Raw genomic sequence first — 16935 nt, forward strand, 5'->3', positions numbered from 1 at the left:
TCTCCCGCCGTCGACATGACGACCCGTGGGTCGCGTGGCGATGGGAAGCCGTTACAGGCGGAGAACGGGTACCTTTTTTCCGGGCGATGGCGCTGGAAGAGATCCTTTGGCAATTGACGGCCTGCCGGGGGTGGACTCGGGTGGAAAAGCGTGCACGGGCGCACGACGGGACGTCCTGGCCCCGCCGTGCGCCGACGTGGTGATTGAATTCACCGTCGTGGCCGGTGAGGTGATCACTCGTGTCGCTTCGGCGGCTCGGTTCCGCCGCGGACACGGTCCGTGAGCAGCACCAACGGTGCCCGTGCGAGAGCTCCGAGTGTGCTGGTCCGTACCCCGCGAGCAGCCGGTCCGGGGGGAAAATTCGCCGTGACCGGTAATCGTGAAGGAACTTCACAACGTCTCCGGGCGTTCAATTGATCGGGAGTGAGCGGGAAAGGGAGCGCTGTGCACAAGCACCAGAACGGGATGAAGACCGCGCTGCTGCTGGGCCTGCTGAGCGCCATCATCGTCGGGATCAGCTCGCTGTTCGGCCGCGGCGCGTTGGTCATCGGGCTGGTCGTCGCGCTGGCCATGAACGCCTACGTCTACTTCAAGTCCGACACACTCGCCCTGCGTGCCATGCGGGCGCGGCCGGTCACCGAGCCGGAGCAGCCCGCGATGTACCGGATCGTGCGCGAACTGGCCACCGCCGCCCGTCAGCCGATGCCTCGGCTGTACGTCAGTCCGACCGTCGCGCCCAACGCGTTCGCCACCGGCCGCAACCCGCGCCACGCCGCGGTGTGCTGCACCACCGGCATTCTCGACCTGCTGAACGAACGGGAGCTCCGCGCCGTGCTCGGGCACGAGCTTTCCCACGTCTACAGCCGCGACATCCTGATCTCCTGCGTTGCCGGGGCGCTGGCGAGCGTGGTCAGCGTGCTGGCGAACATTGCCATGTTCGCGGGACTGTTCGGCGGTGGTGATCGCGAGGACGCCAACCCGCTCGTGTCGCTCCTGCTCATCCTGGTGGGCCCGATCGCGGCCGGTCTGATCCGCATGGCCGTCAGCCGGTCACGCGAGTATCAGGCCGACGTGTCCGGCGCCGAGCTCACCGGGGACCCCCTTGCCCTGGCGTCGGCGCTGCGCAAGCTCGAACGCGGAACCCGGGCCGCGCCGCTGGTGCCCGAGCCGCAGCTGGTTTCGCAGGCGCACCTGATGATCGCCAACCCGTTCCGCCCTGGCGACAACTTCTCGCGCCTGTTCTCGACGCACCCGCCGCTCGCGGACCGGATCAACCGTCTCGAAGAAATGGCCCGGCGCGGCTTCTGAATACTCCTAGGAGGTCGCGCCCGCCGTCCGTGCGACGGCGCAGACATAGTCCCCGTAACCGGACTTCGACAGTTTGAGCCCCAGGGCCAGGCACTGGTCGGGATCGATGAATCCCATGCGCAGTGCCACCTCCTCGAGGCAGGCGATCCGCACGCCGGTGCGGTGTTCGAGCACCTGCACGAACTGCGCGGCCTCCAGGAGCGAGTCGTGTGTGCCGGTGTCGAGCCAGGCGAACCCGCGCCCGAGGTCCACCAGCCGGGCCCGTCCCTGCCGCAGATAGGTGAGGTTGACGTCGGTGATCTCCAGCTCTCCGCGCGGTGACGGCTTGAGCCGGCGGGCGATGTCCACCACGTCGTTGTCATAGAAGTACAGGCCCGTGATCGCCTTGTTGGACTTCGGCTGCGGAGGCTTTTCCTCGATGGAGATCAGCCGCCCCTCGGCGTCGGTCTCGCCGACGCCGTAACGATGGGCATCCTTCACCGGGTAACCGAAGAGCACGCATCCGTCCAAAGAGGACACCTCTTGGCGCATCCGGCCGGAGAATCCCTGTCCGTAGAAGATGTTGTCCCCCAGCACGAGGGCCACGTCGTCGTCGCCGATGAACCCGGCACCGATGACGAACGCCTCGGCAAGGCCGTTGGGGCTGGGCTGTTCGGCGTAGCTCAGCCGGAGCCCGAACTGGTCGCCGCTGCCGAGGAGCCGCCGGAAACTCGGCAGGTCGGTGGGGGTGGAGATGATCAGGATGTCCCGGATCCCGGCGAGCATCAGCACCGAGATCGGGTAATAGATCATCGGCTTGTCGTAGACGGGAAGGAGTTGTTTGGAGACGGCCTGAGTGATCGGGTGCAGACGCGTCCCGCTGCCCCCCGCCAGCACGATGCCCTTCATGCGGCCACCTTATCGTGACCTCATTTACATACATACGGCATGTATGTAACCTGTTCTCATGACGAGAAGCGAAACACTGGGGACCAGGCGCCGGATCGCGCTGCCCCAGGGTGAGATCCAGTACTTCGAAAGCGGCACCGGCCGGCCCGTGGTCTTCGTGCACGGTCTTCTGACCAACGCCGAGCTGTGGCGTGCCGTGGTACCCGGGGTGGCCGCCGCCGGGAACCGCTGCATCGCGCCCGACTGGCCGCTGGGCGGGCACTCCTCGCCCATGCGTGCCGACGCCGATCTGACCCCTTCCGGTCAGGCCGACGTGATCGCTTCCTTCCTGGAAGCGTTGGACCTGCGCGGTGTCGTTCTCGTCGCGAACGACACCGGCGGGGCGATCATCCAGCTCCTGCTGGCCCGCTACCCGGAACGGGTCGAGCGTGTCGTACTCACGCCGTCGGATTGTTTCGAGAACTTCTTTCCGCCGATGTTCGCGCCGCTGACCGCGCTCGCGCGAGTGCCCGGCTCGATGTGGCCGTTGGCAGCCCTCACCCGGATCAAGGCACTGCATCGTCTCCCGATCATGTTCGGCCTGGTGGCCAAGCGACCGATCCCCGAAGAGGTCGCCGAGGCCTACCTATCGCCTTTCCAGCGCTCCGGCGGGGTTCGCCGGGACCTGCGCAAGTTCCTCCGCGCCGTCGACCGGAACCTCACCATCGCCGCGGCGGAGAAACTGCGCGACTTCCACCGTCCCGTGCTGCTCGTGTGGGCCAGTGAAGACAAGCTGTTCCCGATGAAGTTCGGCCGCCGGCTCGCCGATCTCCTCCCGGAGGCGCGGCTCGTCGAAGTCTCCGACAGCTACACGTTCATTCCGGAGGACCAGCCCGAGGTGTTGACACGCCACATCGTGGAGTTCGCGAGCGCCATGGCAAGTTGATGGTGTGCCACGCACCCAGCAGGATCGTTCCAACAGCACCAGGGCCGCGCTGATGGCCGCGGCCCGCGAACTGTTCGCGCACCGCGGTTATCAAGACGTACCGGCGGACGAGATCGTGCGCGCCGCCGGCGTGACCCGGGGCGCGCTCTACCACCACTACGCGGACAAGCAGGGCCTCTTCCGTGCCGTCGTCGAACAGTTGGAGGCGGAGATCACCGCGGAGGTCGAGGCCGGTTTCGAGGACGCTCCGGACCCGGTGTCGGGAATGGGCGTCGCACTCGGCGTCTTCCTCGACGCCTGCCTGCGGCCCGAGGTCCGTCAGATCTCGCTGACCGACGCGCCCGCCGTGCTCGGCTGGTCGGCGTGGCGGGCGATCGAGGCCGAGCACGGTCTCGGGCTGCTCGTCCGGATCATCGAACGCGGGATCGCGGACGGTCTCATCGCGCCGCAGCCGGTGCGGACCCTGGCCCAGCTCGTGCTCAGCACGGTGACGGAGGCGGCCCGCATGATCGCCGAGGCGCCGGATCCAGCCGTTGCCCGGGCCGAGGCCGAGCAGGTGCTCGGAACCTGGTTCGCGGCTCTCCTCGGGAATAGCGCGGCCTGAACCGGCGTTCGCGTCGGACGTGCGAGTCGATATCTGGGCCGACGTCGTCTGCCCGTGGTGCTATCTGGGCAAGCGGCGCTTCGAGCGGGCACTGGCCGGTTTCGAGCACGGTGACGAGGTCGAGGTGGTCTACCGGTCGTTCGAGCTGGACTCGAGGTGGCCGAAGGGGGAAACGACGCCGAAGCTCCCCATGCTGGCCGCGAAACTCGGCGTCAGCGAGGCCGAAGTGCGCGGCATGCACGAGCATCTCGCGGGCCTGGCCGCCGCGGAAGGACTCGACTACCACCTCGACGATGGCGTCGTCGGCAACACCTTCGACGCGCACCGCGTACTGCACCTGGCGCGCGCACGCGATCTTCAGGATCCGGTCGCCGAACGGTTCTTCCGCGCGTATTTCACCGAAGGCCGGGGGCTCTTCGACGAGGAATCGTTGGTGGGACTGGCCGCCGAGGCGGGCTTGGACGCCGACGAAACCCGGAAGGTGTTGAAAGAGGGCACTTACGCGGACGAGGTTCGCGCCGACATCGCGCGTGCACGGGAACTGGGAGCCACCGGGGTTCCCTTCTTCGTGTTCGACAACCGGTACGGCGTTTCCGGCGCACAACCGGTGGAGACCTTGGCCGCCGCCCTTGCCCGAGCCTGGCCCGGCGAGTAACCGGGTTCACCGGGGGACGGCCGGGCCCGGCACCCGAGTCGCTCGGCAAGCTCGTCGTGATCAGCGGGACATCCGCTCCAGTCCGTCGTCCGGGCGCCACATTTGTCGGCCGTTGATCCTTGTCGATGCCGGCTGGCGTCGGTACCGGATTTGTGACGGCCCGGAGGTCACCTCGCCAAGATGGCGCCTCCGGCCTTTTCGGCCCGTGGCGTTCTCTCAGCCGCGCAGGTGGTTCTCCGCGTTGTGACGGATCCGGTCGAGCACCTGCCGGGTGGTTTCCTGATCGACGTCGGAGATGCCGGCGACAAGCGCCGACGTCACATCCCGGACAGCGACACGTGCCGCCGCCAGCTCGGCCGCACCCCGGTCGGTCAAGGTTCCGTCTTCGTCCAGCAGCTTGGTGGTTCGCAGGCGGGCGATGACGTCATTTCCAGCGGTAACCGGCTGCCTGAGGCCGTCGGCGACGGCGGAGCGCCGGCTCCCGGCGTCCGCACCATCGCCGGCCGCGCGGCTCACGATGTTCAGGGTGACCCAGGCCTCGTAGTCGGCGATCGCCGTCGTGGACAGGGTTTTGGCAAGCAGGGCTCGCAACGCGTTCTCGGTCGGGCCGATCACGGTGGGCAACGCACGCTCAGCGGACATGAGGTGGACCCCCGGGACGTCACGCACACCGTCCGCGCACTCGAAACCCGAGGCCTCGTCCGGCGCGCGAAGGACCCCGGCCACGGGCGCCGAATGCTGGTGTCCCTGACAACGCAGGGACGGGAGGCGGCCACGTTGCTGTCTGGCGTGATGTCAGCGATTCAGGACGACGTCTTCGCCGGCCTCAGCGCGGCGGAACGCGCCACTTTGATCGAACTTCTTTCGCGATCCGCTCAGCCGGGAGCGTGATCGTGCCGGACCGGTGGATCAGCGATAGTTCGTGAACTGGAGGGCGATGTCGAAGTCCTTCCCCTTGAGCAGGGAGATGACCTCCTGAAGGTGGTCCTTCTTCTTGCCGGACACGCGTAGCTGGTCGCCCTGGATCTGGGCCTGCACGCCCTTCGGCCCCTCGTCACGGATGAACTTCGCGATCTGCTTCGCCTTGTCGGAGGCGATGCCCTGGATGATCGTGCCGTTGACCTTGTAGATCTTCCCCGAGACGGCGGGCTCGCCGGCCTCGAACGCCTTCAGCGAGATGCCCCGCTTGATGAGCTTCTCCTTGAACACCTCGACCGCCGCCTGCGCGCGCTCCTCGGTCTCGGCCTCGATGGTGATCGCCTCTTCACCGGACCACGAGACCTTCGCGTTGACACCGCGGAAGTCGAAGCGCGTGGACAGCTCCTTCGCGGCCTGATTCAGCGCGTTGTCGACCTCCTGACGGTCGACCTTGCTCACCACGTCGAACGACGGATCCGCCACCTTTGCCCCTACCTCGATACCGTTGACTGTCTCCCAGACCACACCATAGTCAACACGGGTAACCCGGTTGCCTGACCCGGTCCACCCTTGGGTACTCTGTTCACCGGCTGGCACGCCCAGCCACGGCGGGTTGCCCGAGCGGCCAAAGGGATCTGACTGTAAATCAGACGGCACTGCCTTCAGAGGTTCGAATCCTCTACCCGCCACACCAGCTCAATCACCCCCGTGACCTGGGAAGACAGGACGCGGGGGTGATCTTGTGTTGTCCGGTTGAGTCCGGCGTGGTCCGGCTTGTGACGGGTGCTCGCGGCAAATACGCGGCAAAGTTTTCAACCCGTGGTTCGTTCGGCTGTTGTGATCACCGGCACAGCGAGCCGTACCGTGTCGGCCATGCGACGCGTGTACCTGGACTGCAACGCCGTGGACCCGTTTGTGGACTTCCCTGGCGCGGTGACACTGGCCAAAGAGGCTGTCGCGAACGGTGAACTTGAGCTCTTGTTCAGCCATGTCACGCTGGACGAGTTGGCCGCAGTGCGAGACGTCGACCGCCGCGAAGCCTTACGCAGCGTCCTCGCCGAGATCGGGCGGCATGTTTCCACCGGAGCGGTCGCGTGGGATGTCTCGAAGTGGGACGAAGCACGATGGAGCGATGACGACCAGTTGATCGAGAGGCTTAACGTGGGCAACGAGAAGAACACTCGCGATGCCTTGCATGCGGCAACCGCGCTTGCTGAGCGGTGCGAACTTGTAACGAGTGACATCCGGCTCACTCGGCGGGCCGTACGGGAAGGCGTGACGGTAACGAGTCCGGTGAACCTCCTACGGGATCTCGGCGTGGTATAGGTGATCTACGAAGTAGAGCTCTACCAGCCGCGTGCGGCCCCCTCGCCGTGCTCGCGAGCGGCTTCCTGGCCACCATCCAGGCCAGGCGTCTTCGATGGCGTGTAGTTCGCGGATCAGTTCCGCGGTGACCACACGGTCGGTGGCGTACGTCTGAAGAGCCGCACAGGACGACGAAGTAGTGCAGGCTTTGCGTTTGAGGTTTCGGGCTAGTGCCTCCGGTAGCGCGCCATGGATGTCTGAGCGGCTATCGTCGCCTACTTCGCGTCACCCAATTCTTCCCAAGCGGGATGTTGACGGACTTCGACATGGTCAGGAAAAGGCTCGATGGCACCGAGGTCAAGCCGCATCGCTCGTACTAACTCATTGAGTCTAGTGCTAAGAACGTCATCGGATGACCTGAGATTGATTGCGGACGAGCTTCCGTTGAGCATTGTTCTCAACTCGGTCACCAGTATGCCAGAGACGTCGGCGGCCGCAGAAAAAACATGCCCGATTCCTAGGCTGACATCGCCGGACGCTATCAACATCGATCTAAACATTAACGGTCTGAGGTTGGGTATCGTGCGACTCACCTCGGCTGCTACTTTTGCAACGTGCTGGATGTCATCACGCTTAGCGACAATACGAGTAATATCGTGAAAGATGCTGTCTGCAAGATTGACTACTTCCTCATATAAGCTTACTCGGCGGTCGTACAAGAGTTTCCTGCGTTCAAGCTCTCGTTGGTGTTCTAATTCATTTGCCGAACGGGCTTGTGCTTGTTTGTTAGCGTGCTTAGCGGCAACGAAAGATGCAATGATGGCGAGAAGCCCGGTTAGGGCAGCGGATACAATAGAAAGCCACCATGGGGCACTATTCATCATGACATTCTATGCGCACTGCCGAGCGTGTCTAATCTCGGCGATCCCCCCGTGTCCTGCAAGGGCAGGACACGGGGGCGATCTTGTCTAGTCCGGCTTGCGACAAGTCGTCGGCCGAGTTTCACCAGCCACGTACGGCCCTCTCAGCGCGTTCGCGAGCGGCCTTCTCGCCACCATCGAGGCACTTCGCGTAGACCTTCAGCAGTACGGACAAGCTGTGTCCGGCCCACTTCGCGACCCGCGTAGCTTCCACGCCACCGCTCAGCCAGGTCGACACGCACGCGTGCCTCAGGTCGTACGGACGCTTCCCGAGTGGGCTTGCGGCGACTTCGGCCGTGAATACCGCGTCACGCGCCTTCGCCCAGACACGGCCGTACGTCGTGCTCCCGATCCGGCCGCCGTCGCGAGCGCCACGGAAGAGACGACCGTCGGGTCCGGCGCCGAAGCGGGTGAGGTGACTATGAAGGATCTCTGTCAGGACCGGCGGGCACGGCACCGGACGTTCCACGTTTTCCGCCCGATGCTTGAGCGGACCCTCTGCGCTGGCCTCGCCGGAGTCGGTCCACTCCTGGCCGATCTCCGGCCTCGCGCGGCCAAGGTGTAGGTCACCCCAACCCTTCTCCGGTATCGACAGGTTCGCCTTCTTCAAGGCCGCTGCTTCCTCGGGGCGAAGCCCGGCGTAGTACATGACCGCGAAGAAGGCAACCAATGGTGGACCTTGCTTGCCGATCTTGTTGACAGCTGCGAGCAGCATCCTTGCCTGTATCGGATTGACGACACAAGCGGGGTCAACTTCCTTCAGTGCGTAGTTACGTTTCTTGATCTTTATCTCGCCAAGTGGATTTGTGGACAGTAAGTTTTTTTCGATTGCGAAGTCAATAGCGTTTCCGAGTGCGGTTCGACGGATTCGCACCGTGTTTGTGGAGGCGCGCTTGCCGTCGAGGTTGAGGTCAAGCGCGCTCAATACCGACCGGAGGATGTCAGGCTTCACAAGCTCGGATACATTACGGCTTCCCCGTTCTACGGAACGAAGCACGTCCACCGTAGCAGTCGCAAGGTCTCCGGCTCGGGCCTTCATGTTGAAGCTTGTCATCAGTGCTCGGCGCAGTGACTTACCATCCGCTATCGCTGTGTCCTCGCGAAGCATGGCGACCGTGATCCGGGTCATGGACTCCGCCAAAGATTTCCGGTACTTCGGCGAGGAATCCGGCCACTTCATGTCCACGTAGGCGCAGGCGAAGGTATACCAGTTCATGGTGTCTTGCTGGCGCTTCATTGACACTGGTATGCCAGTCTCAATGTCGAATGCTTCACCTTTACGGGCGGCGGAGACGAGATCGGACCGGAAACTGTCGGCCAGCGCGAGAGCGTCGAATGACTCGCCGAACTCGTTTCCGGCGACGACCCACCGCACTCGGTACGTCACCTTCTTCTTTCCTTTGTATTTCTTGATGCTCCAAATTCGCACCTTGTGTGTGGTCTCCATCAGGCGCTTACCTCCCGGGATTCGAGCCAGCTTTCGAGGTCTGTGCGACGGATGCGGATCTCACCGTTAGGTAGCTTGATGCAGCGCGGTCCGCGATTCTTCGCGCACCAGTCGTAGAAGGTGGACTTCGCGATTTGCAGCTCTTCGCAAAGCGCCTTGAGCGTCAGAAGTTGGCGTGCGGTAGCCATGTGGGCACTACTCCTCTTAAGAGCGGCGAACGGGGACGCTGCTGGTAGGCGCTCCGTTCTCTGGGGCGAGCGGGCCTGGGTTGCCCTGCGGGTGGCGGGTCGCGGCTGTTTGGTCCGCGACTGCCGCGACCTCCGCGACCGTGCTGGTCAGAGGGGGTTCGGGCGGGTTGCGGGTGGCGCGACCGTCCGCGACCTCCGCGACCGGGTGCGGGTCGGGGGTCGCGGTGGTCGCGGAGGGTCGCGCCGGTGATTCGGCGTCGGTTGTGGCGTTGACCTGCGGGGTCGCGGTGGTCGCGGAGGTCGCGGCAGAATCAGGCGGCGGGAGGTAGCGGCTCCAGGCGTCGGCCAGTCCGCCGTCCCCGTCGATGCGGTAGCCCTTGAGGGTTTTGCCGTTGATCTTGACGTCTTTGGGCCGCACCGAGTACCGGTCCAACTCTTTGGCCAGCCTCCGGCTGTCCAGCGGCTTGCCCTGCAGGTCGGTCCATGGGCCGTCTTCGATGCCGTGGAGTTCGCGGATCAACTCGGCGGTGACCATGCGGTCGGTGCCGTGCGCGGTGAAGATCTGCCGGAGGTCGGCCAGCAGCCGGACCCCGGTTGACATGGTTTGTGGTCCGGCCTCAACCACGAAGTAGCGGCAGGCTTTGCGTGCGGTGTCGGGCCAGTGCCCGCCGGCCGCGTCGGCGAGGGCCAGCAGGGGCCGCCAGATCTCGGCTGCCCGGTCCCGTACCCCGTCCGGCCGCGCGGGCCGCGCGCGGGCGACCTCGTCGGCGACGCGGTGGGTCCAGGTTTCGAGGTCGCCGCGCAGGGGTGCGGCTTCGCGCTCGACGTCTTCTTCGATGAACTCTTCGACGGTTTCGTCGTAGCGGCGTTTGCGCATGTGGATCGTGATGGCGCGGGTGGTGATGGTGTCCGGCATCCCTCCCGCGATGCCCGCGAGAGCGACGGGGGCGTAGACGGGGAAGCGGGTGACGTTCATGCTCTTGGCGTCGCCGACGCAGCGTGCGACGGTCGCGGTGCGCTTGTATCCGGCATTCAGGAGGGCGCGGAGGTCTTCGTTGTTGCCGCCGGTTTTGGGGTTGAATACGGCGTCGATCTCGTCGAAGAGCAGCGTGATGGGTCCTTCGACGAGCATGCGGAAGATCGCGGCCGCGGTGATGCTGATGGTCATCTCCGGCTTGGCCACCAAGTACTGCGCCACTTCCAGCACGCGCGTCTTGCCGCTACCGGGCTCGGCCGAGTCGAGGATTAGCCGGGGCGTGACGTAGAGCCGGTCCGCGATGTGGCTGTGCGCGTACCACAGGGCCAAAGTGGGGGCGCAGTGCTCGGTCGGGAACGCGGAAAACCGCGACACGAACCCCACCACCGCGTCCAGCACCTCGTTCCCCGACTTGAGGAACGCACCGTCCGGGGCCGGGCCCAGCCACGTCAGCGGCACGACCGGAGCGGTTTCGGGCAGGTCGCGGTTCGGGCCGCTGCCCCGGTCCTCGGCCGTTTCGGTCGCGGCCTTTGTGGTGTGCCACAGGGTTTGGCAGTTCTCCGTACAGAAGTCCTCCGAGGGAGACTCTGCGAGTGAGCGTCCACATTGGAGACAGGCGTGTCGGGGGTCGTCGCCGATGGCGGTGTCAATGGCGGCCACGGCGTCGGTGATGTCGGCCATCAGGCGGCCACCTCCAGACGAGCGGAGAGGGTGTTGTGGTCGCGCGCTGCCTGGTAGCGGGTCCACAACTCGTCGGCGTCGGTGGTGTCGTCGGCCAGCTCCCGTATCTCGTCGGTCGGCGACTCGGCGACGGCCTGGAGCAGGCGTTGGGCGTGTTCGGCGATGGCGCGGCGCCATGCGGCCTTGAGCACGGCGGCTTTGAGGTAGGCCGCGTGTTGCTCGGGGGCTGTGGGTGCCGTCTGGTAGGTCTCGACGATCCAGAGCCCGACCTGCTGGAGCCGAGCAGTGCGGGGCCGTTCGGCCGTTTCGTGGGCGTGCTCGAACAGGACGGCCGGGGCGGGTGGCTGGTCGTGGGCGATCGCCTGGATAGCCAGGTGGAGCACGAACGCGGCCATGGGGTCGGCCAGGTCGGTGGGCCGCATGCCGGAGAGGACACGCCGCGCGGCGCCGGTCGGGAGTTGCATGAGGCACCCGAGGAACTGGCGTTGCGGGTCAAGAAGTGCGGAAGTCATGGGGGGGGGGGTCCTTCAGAAGCGAGAGGGCTGAGGCAGGATCAGCGGGTGTCGTCGCGGCGGTCGCGGTCACGCTGGCGCCGGATGGTGCGGTGGGTCCGGGCGGCGGCGTTGTAGAGGCGGCGGCCAGCGCGCAGGGTGCGGCCGGTGCCACCGCACCGGCGGCAGAGCCGGAGGGCGCGCAGGATCGGCGAGCGGAAGTGGCCGAAGCCGCGACAGGATCGGCACGGCCTGTACGGGTAGACCGCACACGACCAGGCGTAACAGAGAGCAACAACGATCAGAGCGACGATGGCGAGGCCGGTCAGACTGTTGAGGGGGTTCATGAGGTGTCTCCTGGGCGTTCTTGGGGTGTGGTCGGGTAGCGCCTCTAGGTGCTAGGGCGCTGATCAGGGCGGTAATGGGTGTCTAGAGGGGGCTCTAGGTCTAGAGGGGCAAGGCTCTAGACCTAGAGCCCTCCGGGCGGCTAGCCGCGTCCCCGGTCGTGGTCACGCTCGGTGAGAGCGTTGGCGATCCACTCGCGCTTCACGCCCATCCGGTTGGCGCCTTTACCGGTGGCGGCGTCGGTGGCCCAGACCTGTTTCGTGGCGACGCCGAACGGCTTGAGCGCGGAGGAGAGTTGGGTTGCCTTCGCCGTGCCGGTGGGCAACTCGGCCCACGGCCCATATGTGGCCGGGCGCAACTCGGCCAGCCGCTCCACAATGGACTCTGACCATGCTTTGTCCGCGTCCCCGATGGCGGTGAGCACGTCGGCCAGCAAGGTGCCGGTGTCCTCGTCGTCGGGGGTGAGGTCCAGGCCGGCGGCGTAGCCGGTCAGCCGTCCGGCCGCGACCCGCGCGGTGCGGGCTCGTCCGGCGAGTCGTTCGGCGTCGGGGCCGTCGACGTACACGCCGCGCGTGATGCGGGGTTCGTCGCCCTCACCGAGCAGGACACCGATCCCCTTGTCGCGGAAGGACAGGGTGGTGGCGCGGATTCCGTTGCGGTAGGCCGAGGTGCCGAGAACCATGTCGTTGGCCGGTTGGCCACGGACCTTGAGGCAGAACCGGATGACGGCGTTGTCGTTGATGCCGGTCGGGATGCTCTTGGCGTCCGGTCGCTGCGTGGCCAGGATGATCACGAACCCCAGCGCGGGGCCGCGCTTGACGATGTCGGTACAGATCTCCTCGATTTCCGCGCCGTACTCTGGGTGCTCGAACCACTTCTGACACTCGTCCACCCCGATCACGATCGGATGCAACCCGAGCGACTTCTTGCTCGCCAGCTCCGGGGTGACCTTGTTCTCCGGGCACAGATCCTTCGGGAGGTCGCGGATGACCTTGGCTCGGCGCCGCAACTCGGCCGCCAAGGCGCGCAGGTCGGCCACGGCGTAGGCGATGTCGTCCGGTTCTTCCCCCGCGCGGTAGCGGTGCGAGATCGGCGCGAGTGGCGAGAGGTCGCCGGTTCCCTTGAGGTCGAAGCAGTGTAGCTCCGTGCGCGGGTCCATTCCGGCGATCAGGAGCAACTCGCGCAGGGTGAACGTCTTGCCCATGCGGGGAATCGAGCCGATCACCATCGACACGAACATCAGGGTGATCTCCACCCACCGGCCGCGCTGGTCGGTGCCGACCGGTTGCGGCTTGAACAAGTCCACCGTGCCGGTCTTGCGCAGCGGCCACGTCGGTTGGCGGGACTTGGACAGGTCCTCATCGCCCACCCAGAGCACCATCCGCCCCGGGTGCACCTCGGCGTTGCCTTCCGGCCACACGCACCCCAAGGGGCGGCCCAGGGCAGAGGCCAGTTTCGGGCGCCGTTCGGTCACCTCCCCTACAGTCACCCCCGGAGGAAGGTCGACATCAGCCCGCCAGCCCGGACCGTCCCGGGTGATGGGCGCCGTGAACCCGATAGCGTCCGGGTTCTTGGCCAACGCCTGATTGATCCCCGCGATACCCAGCACCGACAGCGCCTGCACGACGTTGTCACTGGTCAGCCTCTGCACCGACGCAGCCACCACCGCACGCGACCCGACAACCGGGTTATCCCGAGTCGAACCCAGCTTGCCGAGCAGCGCGACAGCGAGGGCGCCGCACGCCCAGATGACCCACTCCGGTGCCACGTTCGGCAGAACGAGGATCGCGACCAGGCCGAGCGTGGCCACGAGGCCGAGTTGCATGCAGCGCAGCACAACGCGCCGGTCCCGCTGCTGCGACAACTTGAGATACAGCTCGGCCTTGTCGGCCGTGGCGGTTTCCGAGCGGGCCGGGCGGCCTTCGGCGTCGGTGACGTACCGCCCGGTTGCGGCCAGCAGGAGCAGCAGTCCGCGCGGGGACCGCACTGCCAGTCGCAGCGCATACAGGGGGGATCGGGCCAGGTGGTAGCCGGTCTTGTGGGCGTAGTGGCGGCCTACCCACTTTGCCGCGTCCCTGGCGTCGGTGACCGACGTGAGGTAGGTGGGGAGGATCGGTTGCCGCTGCTGAGCGCGCAACCGGTCCAACCAGGACGATCCGAAGCCCTCGGTGGCTGGGTTGTCCACGGCGACGGTTGCCGTGGTTTCCCCTGTCTCGTCGACGATTTCTGCGTCCACGACGGTCGGGGGAGGTGCGGCCGGTTGCTCGGTGGCGGGGAGGGTGGGGAAGGCGATCACGTTGCCGGAGTCGGCTTCGTCGCCCGGGAATCCTTTGGTGGTGGGCATCAGTCGTTCACCTCCTGGTCGTGGGTGGTGTGGAGCAGGTGGGCGAGGGCGGCGCCGCAGCCGAGCACGATCACGGGCAGGCAGGACACGACCGTGGTGATCGGCCACGGCGCCCGCGTGACTCCAGCGGCGGACATCAGGTGGTAGGCGATCTGTCCGGCCATTCCGAGACCGAGGGAGCCGAAGGCGGACCACTTCGCGAACGTGCGTGCCCGCCCGGACCGGGTCGACTCGGACAGCCAGACCCGCAGCGCGAATGCGGCATAGGTCTCGACCCCGATCGGCAACGTGATCGCCGAGTTGATCGACGCGCCGTCCCAGATGCCCGGGAACAGTTGGATGGGTCCGAACCCGGTCAACCGGCCCAGACCGACCCAGCCACCCCAGATCGCCACGAACGCGGGCAGCGCGAGCAACCCCAGCGGCCACGTCTTCGCCGGTCGCGTCGTGACCGGATCCGGCCCCGAGTCCGTGACCCGCGCGACCTGCTCGTTTTCGTCCTTGAGCTGCGTTTCCTCGCTGGTGCCTGTGTCCGGTTCCGGGCCGGTCTCCGTGGTGGGTGCGGGGACCGCGTGCAGGGGCCGGACCTGGGCAGTGGTCTGGGTCTGTTCGGTCTCGTCGTTCAGCGCGGCGAGGATGGCGCGTGCCTTGGGCGCACCCACCCGGAACTCGGCCATGATCCGGTTCCGGGACGGGATCGAACCCAGGTCCGCCACCCACGCGCGAACCCTCGGGAGCAAAGCGTCCACCGACGCCGGATAGGCGCTCCCGGTGCTCTGGGGCATGTTCAGCCCTACCATTGGTGCTCTCCTGACTTGCTAGCTGATGGTTGGGAGAAATCCCGGTCCGGCGGCAGGTTCTTGGCGGTTCCAGGCGCCGGACCGGGGCGAAATCAAGCCGCCGCGTCGCCCTCCCCCGTGGCGGCCGCGGTACCCGGCAGGCCCCGCCGGACAACGCTGATCACCTGACGATCGAAGCGACGAACACGCCGACGCTCGGCAACCCGATCGACAACCGGCACCGGCGCGGCGTCCACCTCGGCGGCCGGGAAGTACTCGGCGATCAACGCGTCAACGTCCGACTCATGCAGGCCGTCCGGTGCATAACTGAGCGGTGGCAGGTGAGCGTCCATGAGATCGACTCCAATGTTGGCGTTGGACTGTTCTGTGTGCGGGGTCGGCGATCTTCCGACGTATGCGACGCTAGACAAGATTACTAAGTGTGTCAATACTCTTAGTTGACTGAGTGGGCTGTCTGACTTAGCTGTAGGCTGTCTGACATGGGGAAACTTGATCCAAATAGCCCTCAGGCGCCGAAGTTTCAGATCGCGGACGACATCGTTGCCGCCGTCCGTGCGGGGAAGTACGCGCCCGGTGATCCACTGCCGTCGTACAAGGCGCTTGCGGCCGAGTACGGCGTAGCGGTCGGCACTGTGCAAAGCGCCGTCGCCGTCCTCCGGGAACGCGCCGTCGTCGTCACCCGGCATGGCACGGGATCGTCCATCCATCCTGACCTTGACCCTGAGAAACTGCCTGGTCCGACTGGGCAACAGGTGGCCGTGCCGGCCGCTGACCTCGCTGAAGCACTTAGCCTCCTGCACGAGATCAACGAACGCCTCAAGGCTGTTGAGGCGAACACCCGCGCGGACTAGTCGCCAAGCCGCATGAAGAAGGTGGCAATCTGGTCGATCCAACCGAAGACCGTCTTAACGAAGTTGGCGGCGTCACTCGGGTGCTTCACGACGATCACCAGAATGGCCAACACCACTGCTGTGCCGACCACCTTGGACATCACGCCGCCGCCGGTCTTCATTCCGGGGATTACGTTCTTAGCCATTTTCGCCCTTTCGCCGTTGTTGCTTATGCATCAACTATGCGGCTTGATACGCTTGGCGAGAAGTGTCGCAATAGCCCCCGATCACTGAACTTTTACCGAACCTGAGGTCCTGAACTTTTACCGGAATCCCTGAACTTTTACCGAACCTGAAGCCCTGAACTTTCACCGAACTTAGGCAGTTGGGGCATGTCCTAGCAGCCGTTCGTCTGTCAAGCTGACTCACATGCAGCTGAACGGCGTGTCCCCGACCATGGACCAGGTCAAGGCCCTGGCATTGACCAACTACGGTCACTTCACCTCGATGCTCGTGGAGGACGGCCGGGTGCGCGGCCTGTCGCTCCACATGCATCGGTTGACGCGGGACTGTCGCATACTCTTTGACGTCGAGCTGGACACCGACCGCGTACGGCAGTACGTCCGACAGGCGTTGACGGACGCCGCTCCACGCACGGTCGCCCGGGTAACCATCTACGATCCAGCGTTCGACCTGGGCAAAGTCGGATCAGACGCCGACCCCCACGTCCTCGTGACAACACGAGCGGCACCGTCAGGCACACCTGCTCCGCTGCGTCTGCAAGCTGCCTCGTACCGACGGGAGATGCCCGCGGTGAAGCACGTCGGTCTGTTTGGTGCGCTTCGGAACCGTCGAATTGCTCAACGCGAGGGTTACGACGACGTTCTGTTCCTCAACCCAGACGGGACGATCTCTGAAATCGCAACGTCCAATATTGGCTTCGTGCGGGATGGGCAAATAATCTGGCCACGTTCAGAAGTGCTCACCGGCGTCACGATGACCTTGCTGAACCAGGCTCTTGACGAGCCGATACGCGCGGAACCGATCACCCTGTCGGACCTACCGACGATGGAGTTCGTGTTCGCGACCAACGCGGCGGTAGGTATCCGGCCGGTTGCTGAGGTCGACGATCAGTCGTGGCCGACCGATCAAGCGTCGTTGAAGCAGCTGCGCGACCTGTACGCGGACATCCCTGGCGAACAGCTCTAGCGGCACACTCGGTACGGGTTGGCTAGGGGTCCAGTGTTTCGGTTGTTGTTGCGCAGCGGAAGCCGGTGTCGTCGTCGCACATGGTCGCGGCGGCGTCGTTG

At 65.6% G+C, this 16935-nt stretch carries 20 protein-coding genes and 1 tRNA gene; 8 read left to right on the forward strand and 13 right to left on the reverse strand.

What is annotated here, in order from left to right:
- Positions 1-444: 444 nt before the first annotated feature.
- Entirely contained in the window at positions 445-1308 is an 864-nt protein-coding gene (htpX, locus tag ACFSXZ_RS19355) for a zinc metalloprotease HtpX (RefSeq protein WP_378266420.1), read from the forward strand.
- A 6-nt stretch (positions 1309-1314) separates the two neighbouring features.
- On the opposite strand, the gene rfbA is transcribed toward htpX, so the two are convergent.
- Entirely contained in the window at positions 1315-2196 is an 882-nt protein-coding gene (gene rfbA / locus ACFSXZ_RS19360) for a glucose-1-phosphate thymidylyltransferase RfbA (RefSeq protein ID WP_378266421.1), read from the reverse strand.
- A gap of 58 nt (positions 2197-2254) precedes the next feature.
- Here rfbA and ACFSXZ_RS19365 point away from each other — a divergent pair, with 58 nt between their 5' ends.
- From ACFSXZ_RS19365 to ACFSXZ_RS19375, 3 genes are read left to right on the forward strand one after another with little or no spacing between them, the layout of a single operon-like run.
- Positions 2255-3121 (forward strand): alpha/beta fold hydrolase, encoded by an 867-nt coding sequence (locus ACFSXZ_RS19365; protein ID WP_378266422.1) that lies wholly within the window; start codon positions 2255-2257, stop codon positions 3119-3121.
- 4 nt (positions 3122-3125) lie between these two features.
- Entirely contained in the window at positions 3126-3725 is a 600-nt protein-coding gene (locus ACFSXZ_RS19370; protein WP_378266423.1) for a TetR/AcrR family transcriptional regulator, read from the forward strand.
- A 19-nt stretch (positions 3726-3744) separates the two neighbouring features.
- The gene (locus tag ACFSXZ_RS19375) at positions 3745-4380 is read left to right on the forward strand and encodes a DsbA family oxidoreductase (protein ID WP_378266424.1); all 636 of its coding nucleotides are present in this window, start codon (positions 3745-3747) and stop codon (positions 4378-4380) included.
- Positions 4381-4596: 216 nt separating this feature from the next.
- Here the strand turns inward: ACFSXZ_RS19375 and ACFSXZ_RS19380 are convergent, their stop codons facing one another.
- Positions 4597-5106 carry a hypothetical protein gene (locus ACFSXZ_RS19380; RefSeq protein ID WP_378266425.1) on the reverse strand — a complete coding sequence of 170 codons (510 nt, stop codon included), beginning with the start codon at positions 5104-5106 and terminating at the stop codon, positions 4597-4599.
- Between the two features lie 183 nt (positions 5107-5289).
- Entirely contained in the window at positions 5290-5781 is a 492-nt protein-coding gene (locus tag ACFSXZ_RS19385; protein ID WP_378266426.1) for a YajQ family cyclic di-GMP-binding protein, read from the reverse strand.
- 124 nt (positions 5782-5905) lie between these two features.
- Between ACFSXZ_RS19385 and ACFSXZ_RS19390 the strand changes: the two genes are divergently transcribed.
- Both ACFSXZ_RS19390 and ACFSXZ_RS19395 read left to right on the forward strand, forming a co-directional pair.
- Positions 5906-5987, forward strand: a tRNA-Tyr gene (locus ACFSXZ_RS19390).
- A gap of 184 nt (positions 5988-6171) precedes the next feature.
- Positions 6172-6624, forward strand: coding sequence for a PIN domain-containing protein (locus ACFSXZ_RS19395; protein WP_378266427.1), 453 nt, complete (start codon positions 6172-6174; stop codon positions 6622-6624).
- 254 nt (positions 6625-6878) lie between these two features.
- On the opposite strand, the gene ACFSXZ_RS19400 is transcribed toward ACFSXZ_RS19395, so the two are convergent.
- From ACFSXZ_RS19400 to ACFSXZ_RS19440, 9 genes are all read right to left on the reverse strand, one after another.
- Positions 6879-7484 carry a hypothetical protein gene (locus ACFSXZ_RS19400; RefSeq protein ID WP_378266428.1) on the reverse strand — a complete coding sequence of 202 codons (606 nt, stop codon included), beginning with the start codon at positions 7482-7484 and terminating at the stop codon, positions 6879-6881.
- Between the two features lie 121 nt (positions 7485-7605).
- Complete coding sequence (locus tag ACFSXZ_RS19405; RefSeq protein WP_378266429.1) at positions 7606-8970, reverse strand: tyrosine-type recombinase/integrase; 1365 nt, start codon at positions 8968-8970, stop codon at positions 7606-7608.
- Positions 8970-9158: a helix-turn-helix transcriptional regulator gene (locus ACFSXZ_RS19410; protein WP_378266430.1), complete on the reverse strand. Its 189-nt coding sequence runs from the start codon at positions 9156-9158 to the stop codon at positions 8970-8972. The genes ACFSXZ_RS19405 and ACFSXZ_RS19410 overlap by 1 nt, the downstream gene beginning before the upstream one ends.
- Before the next feature lie 16 nt (positions 9159-9174).
- On the reverse strand, positions 9175-10815 hold the full coding sequence (locus ACFSXZ_RS19415) for a DUF3631 domain-containing protein (protein WP_378266431.1): 1641 nt from the start codon (positions 10813-10815) through the stop codon (positions 9175-9177).
- Positions 10815-11327: a hypothetical protein gene (locus ACFSXZ_RS19420; RefSeq protein WP_378266432.1), complete on the reverse strand. Its 513-nt coding sequence runs from the start codon at positions 11325-11327 to the stop codon at positions 10815-10817. Before ACFSXZ_RS19420 ends, ACFSXZ_RS19415 begins: the two co-directional genes overlap by 1 nt.
- Before the next feature lie 41 nt (positions 11328-11368).
- Entirely contained in the window at positions 11369-11653 is a 285-nt protein-coding gene (locus ACFSXZ_RS19425; protein WP_378266433.1) for a hypothetical protein, read from the reverse strand.
- A gap of 140 nt (positions 11654-11793) precedes the next feature.
- On the reverse strand, positions 11794-13995 hold the full coding sequence (locus ACFSXZ_RS19430; RefSeq protein WP_378266434.1) for a cell division protein FtsK: 2202 nt from the start codon (positions 13993-13995) through the stop codon (positions 11794-11796).
- Entirely contained in the window at positions 13995-14795 is an 801-nt protein-coding gene (locus ACFSXZ_RS19435) for an ABC transporter permease (protein ID WP_378266435.1), read from the reverse strand. Before ACFSXZ_RS19435 ends, ACFSXZ_RS19430 begins: the two co-directional genes overlap by 1 nt.
- A 92-nt stretch (positions 14796-14887) precedes the next feature.
- Entirely contained in the window at positions 14888-15127 is a 240-nt protein-coding gene (locus ACFSXZ_RS19440; protein WP_378266436.1) for a hypothetical protein, read from the reverse strand.
- A gap of 147 nt (positions 15128-15274) precedes the next feature.
- Here ACFSXZ_RS19440 and ACFSXZ_RS19445 point away from each other — a divergent pair, with 147 nt between their 5' ends.
- Positions 15275-15646, forward strand: a complete 372-nt coding sequence (locus ACFSXZ_RS19445) for a GntR family transcriptional regulator (RefSeq protein ID WP_378266437.1) — start codon at positions 15275-15277, stop codon at positions 15644-15646.
- Here the strand turns inward: ACFSXZ_RS19445 and ACFSXZ_RS19450 are convergent.
- Positions 15643-15807: a hypothetical protein gene (locus tag ACFSXZ_RS19450; protein ID WP_378266438.1), complete on the reverse strand. Its 165-nt coding sequence runs from the start codon at positions 15805-15807 to the stop codon at positions 15643-15645. The genes ACFSXZ_RS19445 and ACFSXZ_RS19450 overlap by 4 nt on opposite strands.
- A 238-nt stretch (positions 15808-16045) precedes the next feature.
- Between ACFSXZ_RS19450 and ACFSXZ_RS19455 the strand changes: the two genes are divergently transcribed.
- Complete coding sequence (locus ACFSXZ_RS19455; RefSeq protein ID WP_378266526.1) at positions 16046-16834, forward strand: aminotransferase class IV family protein; 789 nt, start codon at positions 16046-16048, stop codon at positions 16832-16834.
- Positions 16835-16935 lie beyond the last annotated feature (101 nt).

The organism is Amycolatopsis pigmentata (assembly GCF_042684065.1).
In the GTDB taxonomy this organism is placed as follows: Bacteria; Actinomycetota; Actinomycetes; order Mycobacteriales; family Pseudonocardiaceae; genus Amycolatopsis_E; species Amycolatopsis_E pigmentata.

Coding starts and splice junctions, on each gene's coding strand:
- ACFSXZ_RS19405 (WP_378266429.1), bottom strand. CDS start 8,970: ATGGAGACCACACACAAGGTGCGAATTTGGAGCATCAAGAAATACAAA.
- ACFSXZ_RS19430 (WP_378266434.1), bottom strand. CDS start 13,995: ATGCCCACCACCAAAGGATTCCCGGGCGACGAAGCCGACTCCGGCAAC.
- rfbA (WP_378266421.1), bottom strand. CDS start 2,196: ATGAAGGGCATCGTGCTGGCGGGGGGCAGCGGGACGCGTCTGCACCCG.
- ACFSXZ_RS19435 (WP_378266435.1), bottom strand. CDS start 14,795: ATGGTAGGGCTGAACATGCCCCAGAGCACCGGGAGCGCCTATCCGGCG.
- ACFSXZ_RS19420 (WP_378266432.1), bottom strand. CDS start 11,327: ATGACTTCCGCACTTCTTGACCCGCAACGCCAGTTCCTCGGGTGCCTC.
- ACFSXZ_RS19365 (WP_378266422.1), top strand. CDS start 2,255: ATGACGAGAAGCGAAACACTGGGGACCAGGCGCCGGATCGCGCTGCCC.
- ACFSXZ_RS19400 (WP_378266428.1), bottom strand. CDS start 7,484: ATGAATAGTGCCCCATGGTGGCTTTCTATTGTATCCGCTGCCCTAACC.
- ACFSXZ_RS19415 (WP_378266431.1), bottom strand. CDS start 10,815: ATGGCCGACATCACCGACGCCGTGGCCGCCATTGACACCGCCATCGGC.
- ACFSXZ_RS19445 (WP_378266437.1), top strand. CDS start 15,275: ATGGGGAAACTTGATCCAAATAGCCCTCAGGCGCCGAAGTTTCAGATC.
- ACFSXZ_RS19410 (WP_378266430.1), bottom strand. CDS start 9,158: ATGGCTACCGCACGCCAACTTCTGACGCTCAAGGCGCTTTGCGAAGAG.
- ACFSXZ_RS19450 (WP_378266438.1), bottom strand. CDS start 15,807: ATGAAGACCGGCGGCGGCGTGATGTCCAAGGTGGTCGGCACAGCAGTG.
- ACFSXZ_RS19425 (WP_378266433.1), bottom strand. CDS start 11,653: ATGAACCCCCTCAACAGTCTGACCGGCCTCGCCATCGTCGCTCTGATC.
- ACFSXZ_RS19395 (WP_378266427.1), top strand. CDS start 6,172: ATGCGACGCGTGTACCTGGACTGCAACGCCGTGGACCCGTTTGTGGAC.
- ACFSXZ_RS19440 (WP_378266436.1), bottom strand. CDS start 15,127: ATGGACGCTCACCTGCCACCGCTCAGTTATGCACCGGACGGCCTGCAT.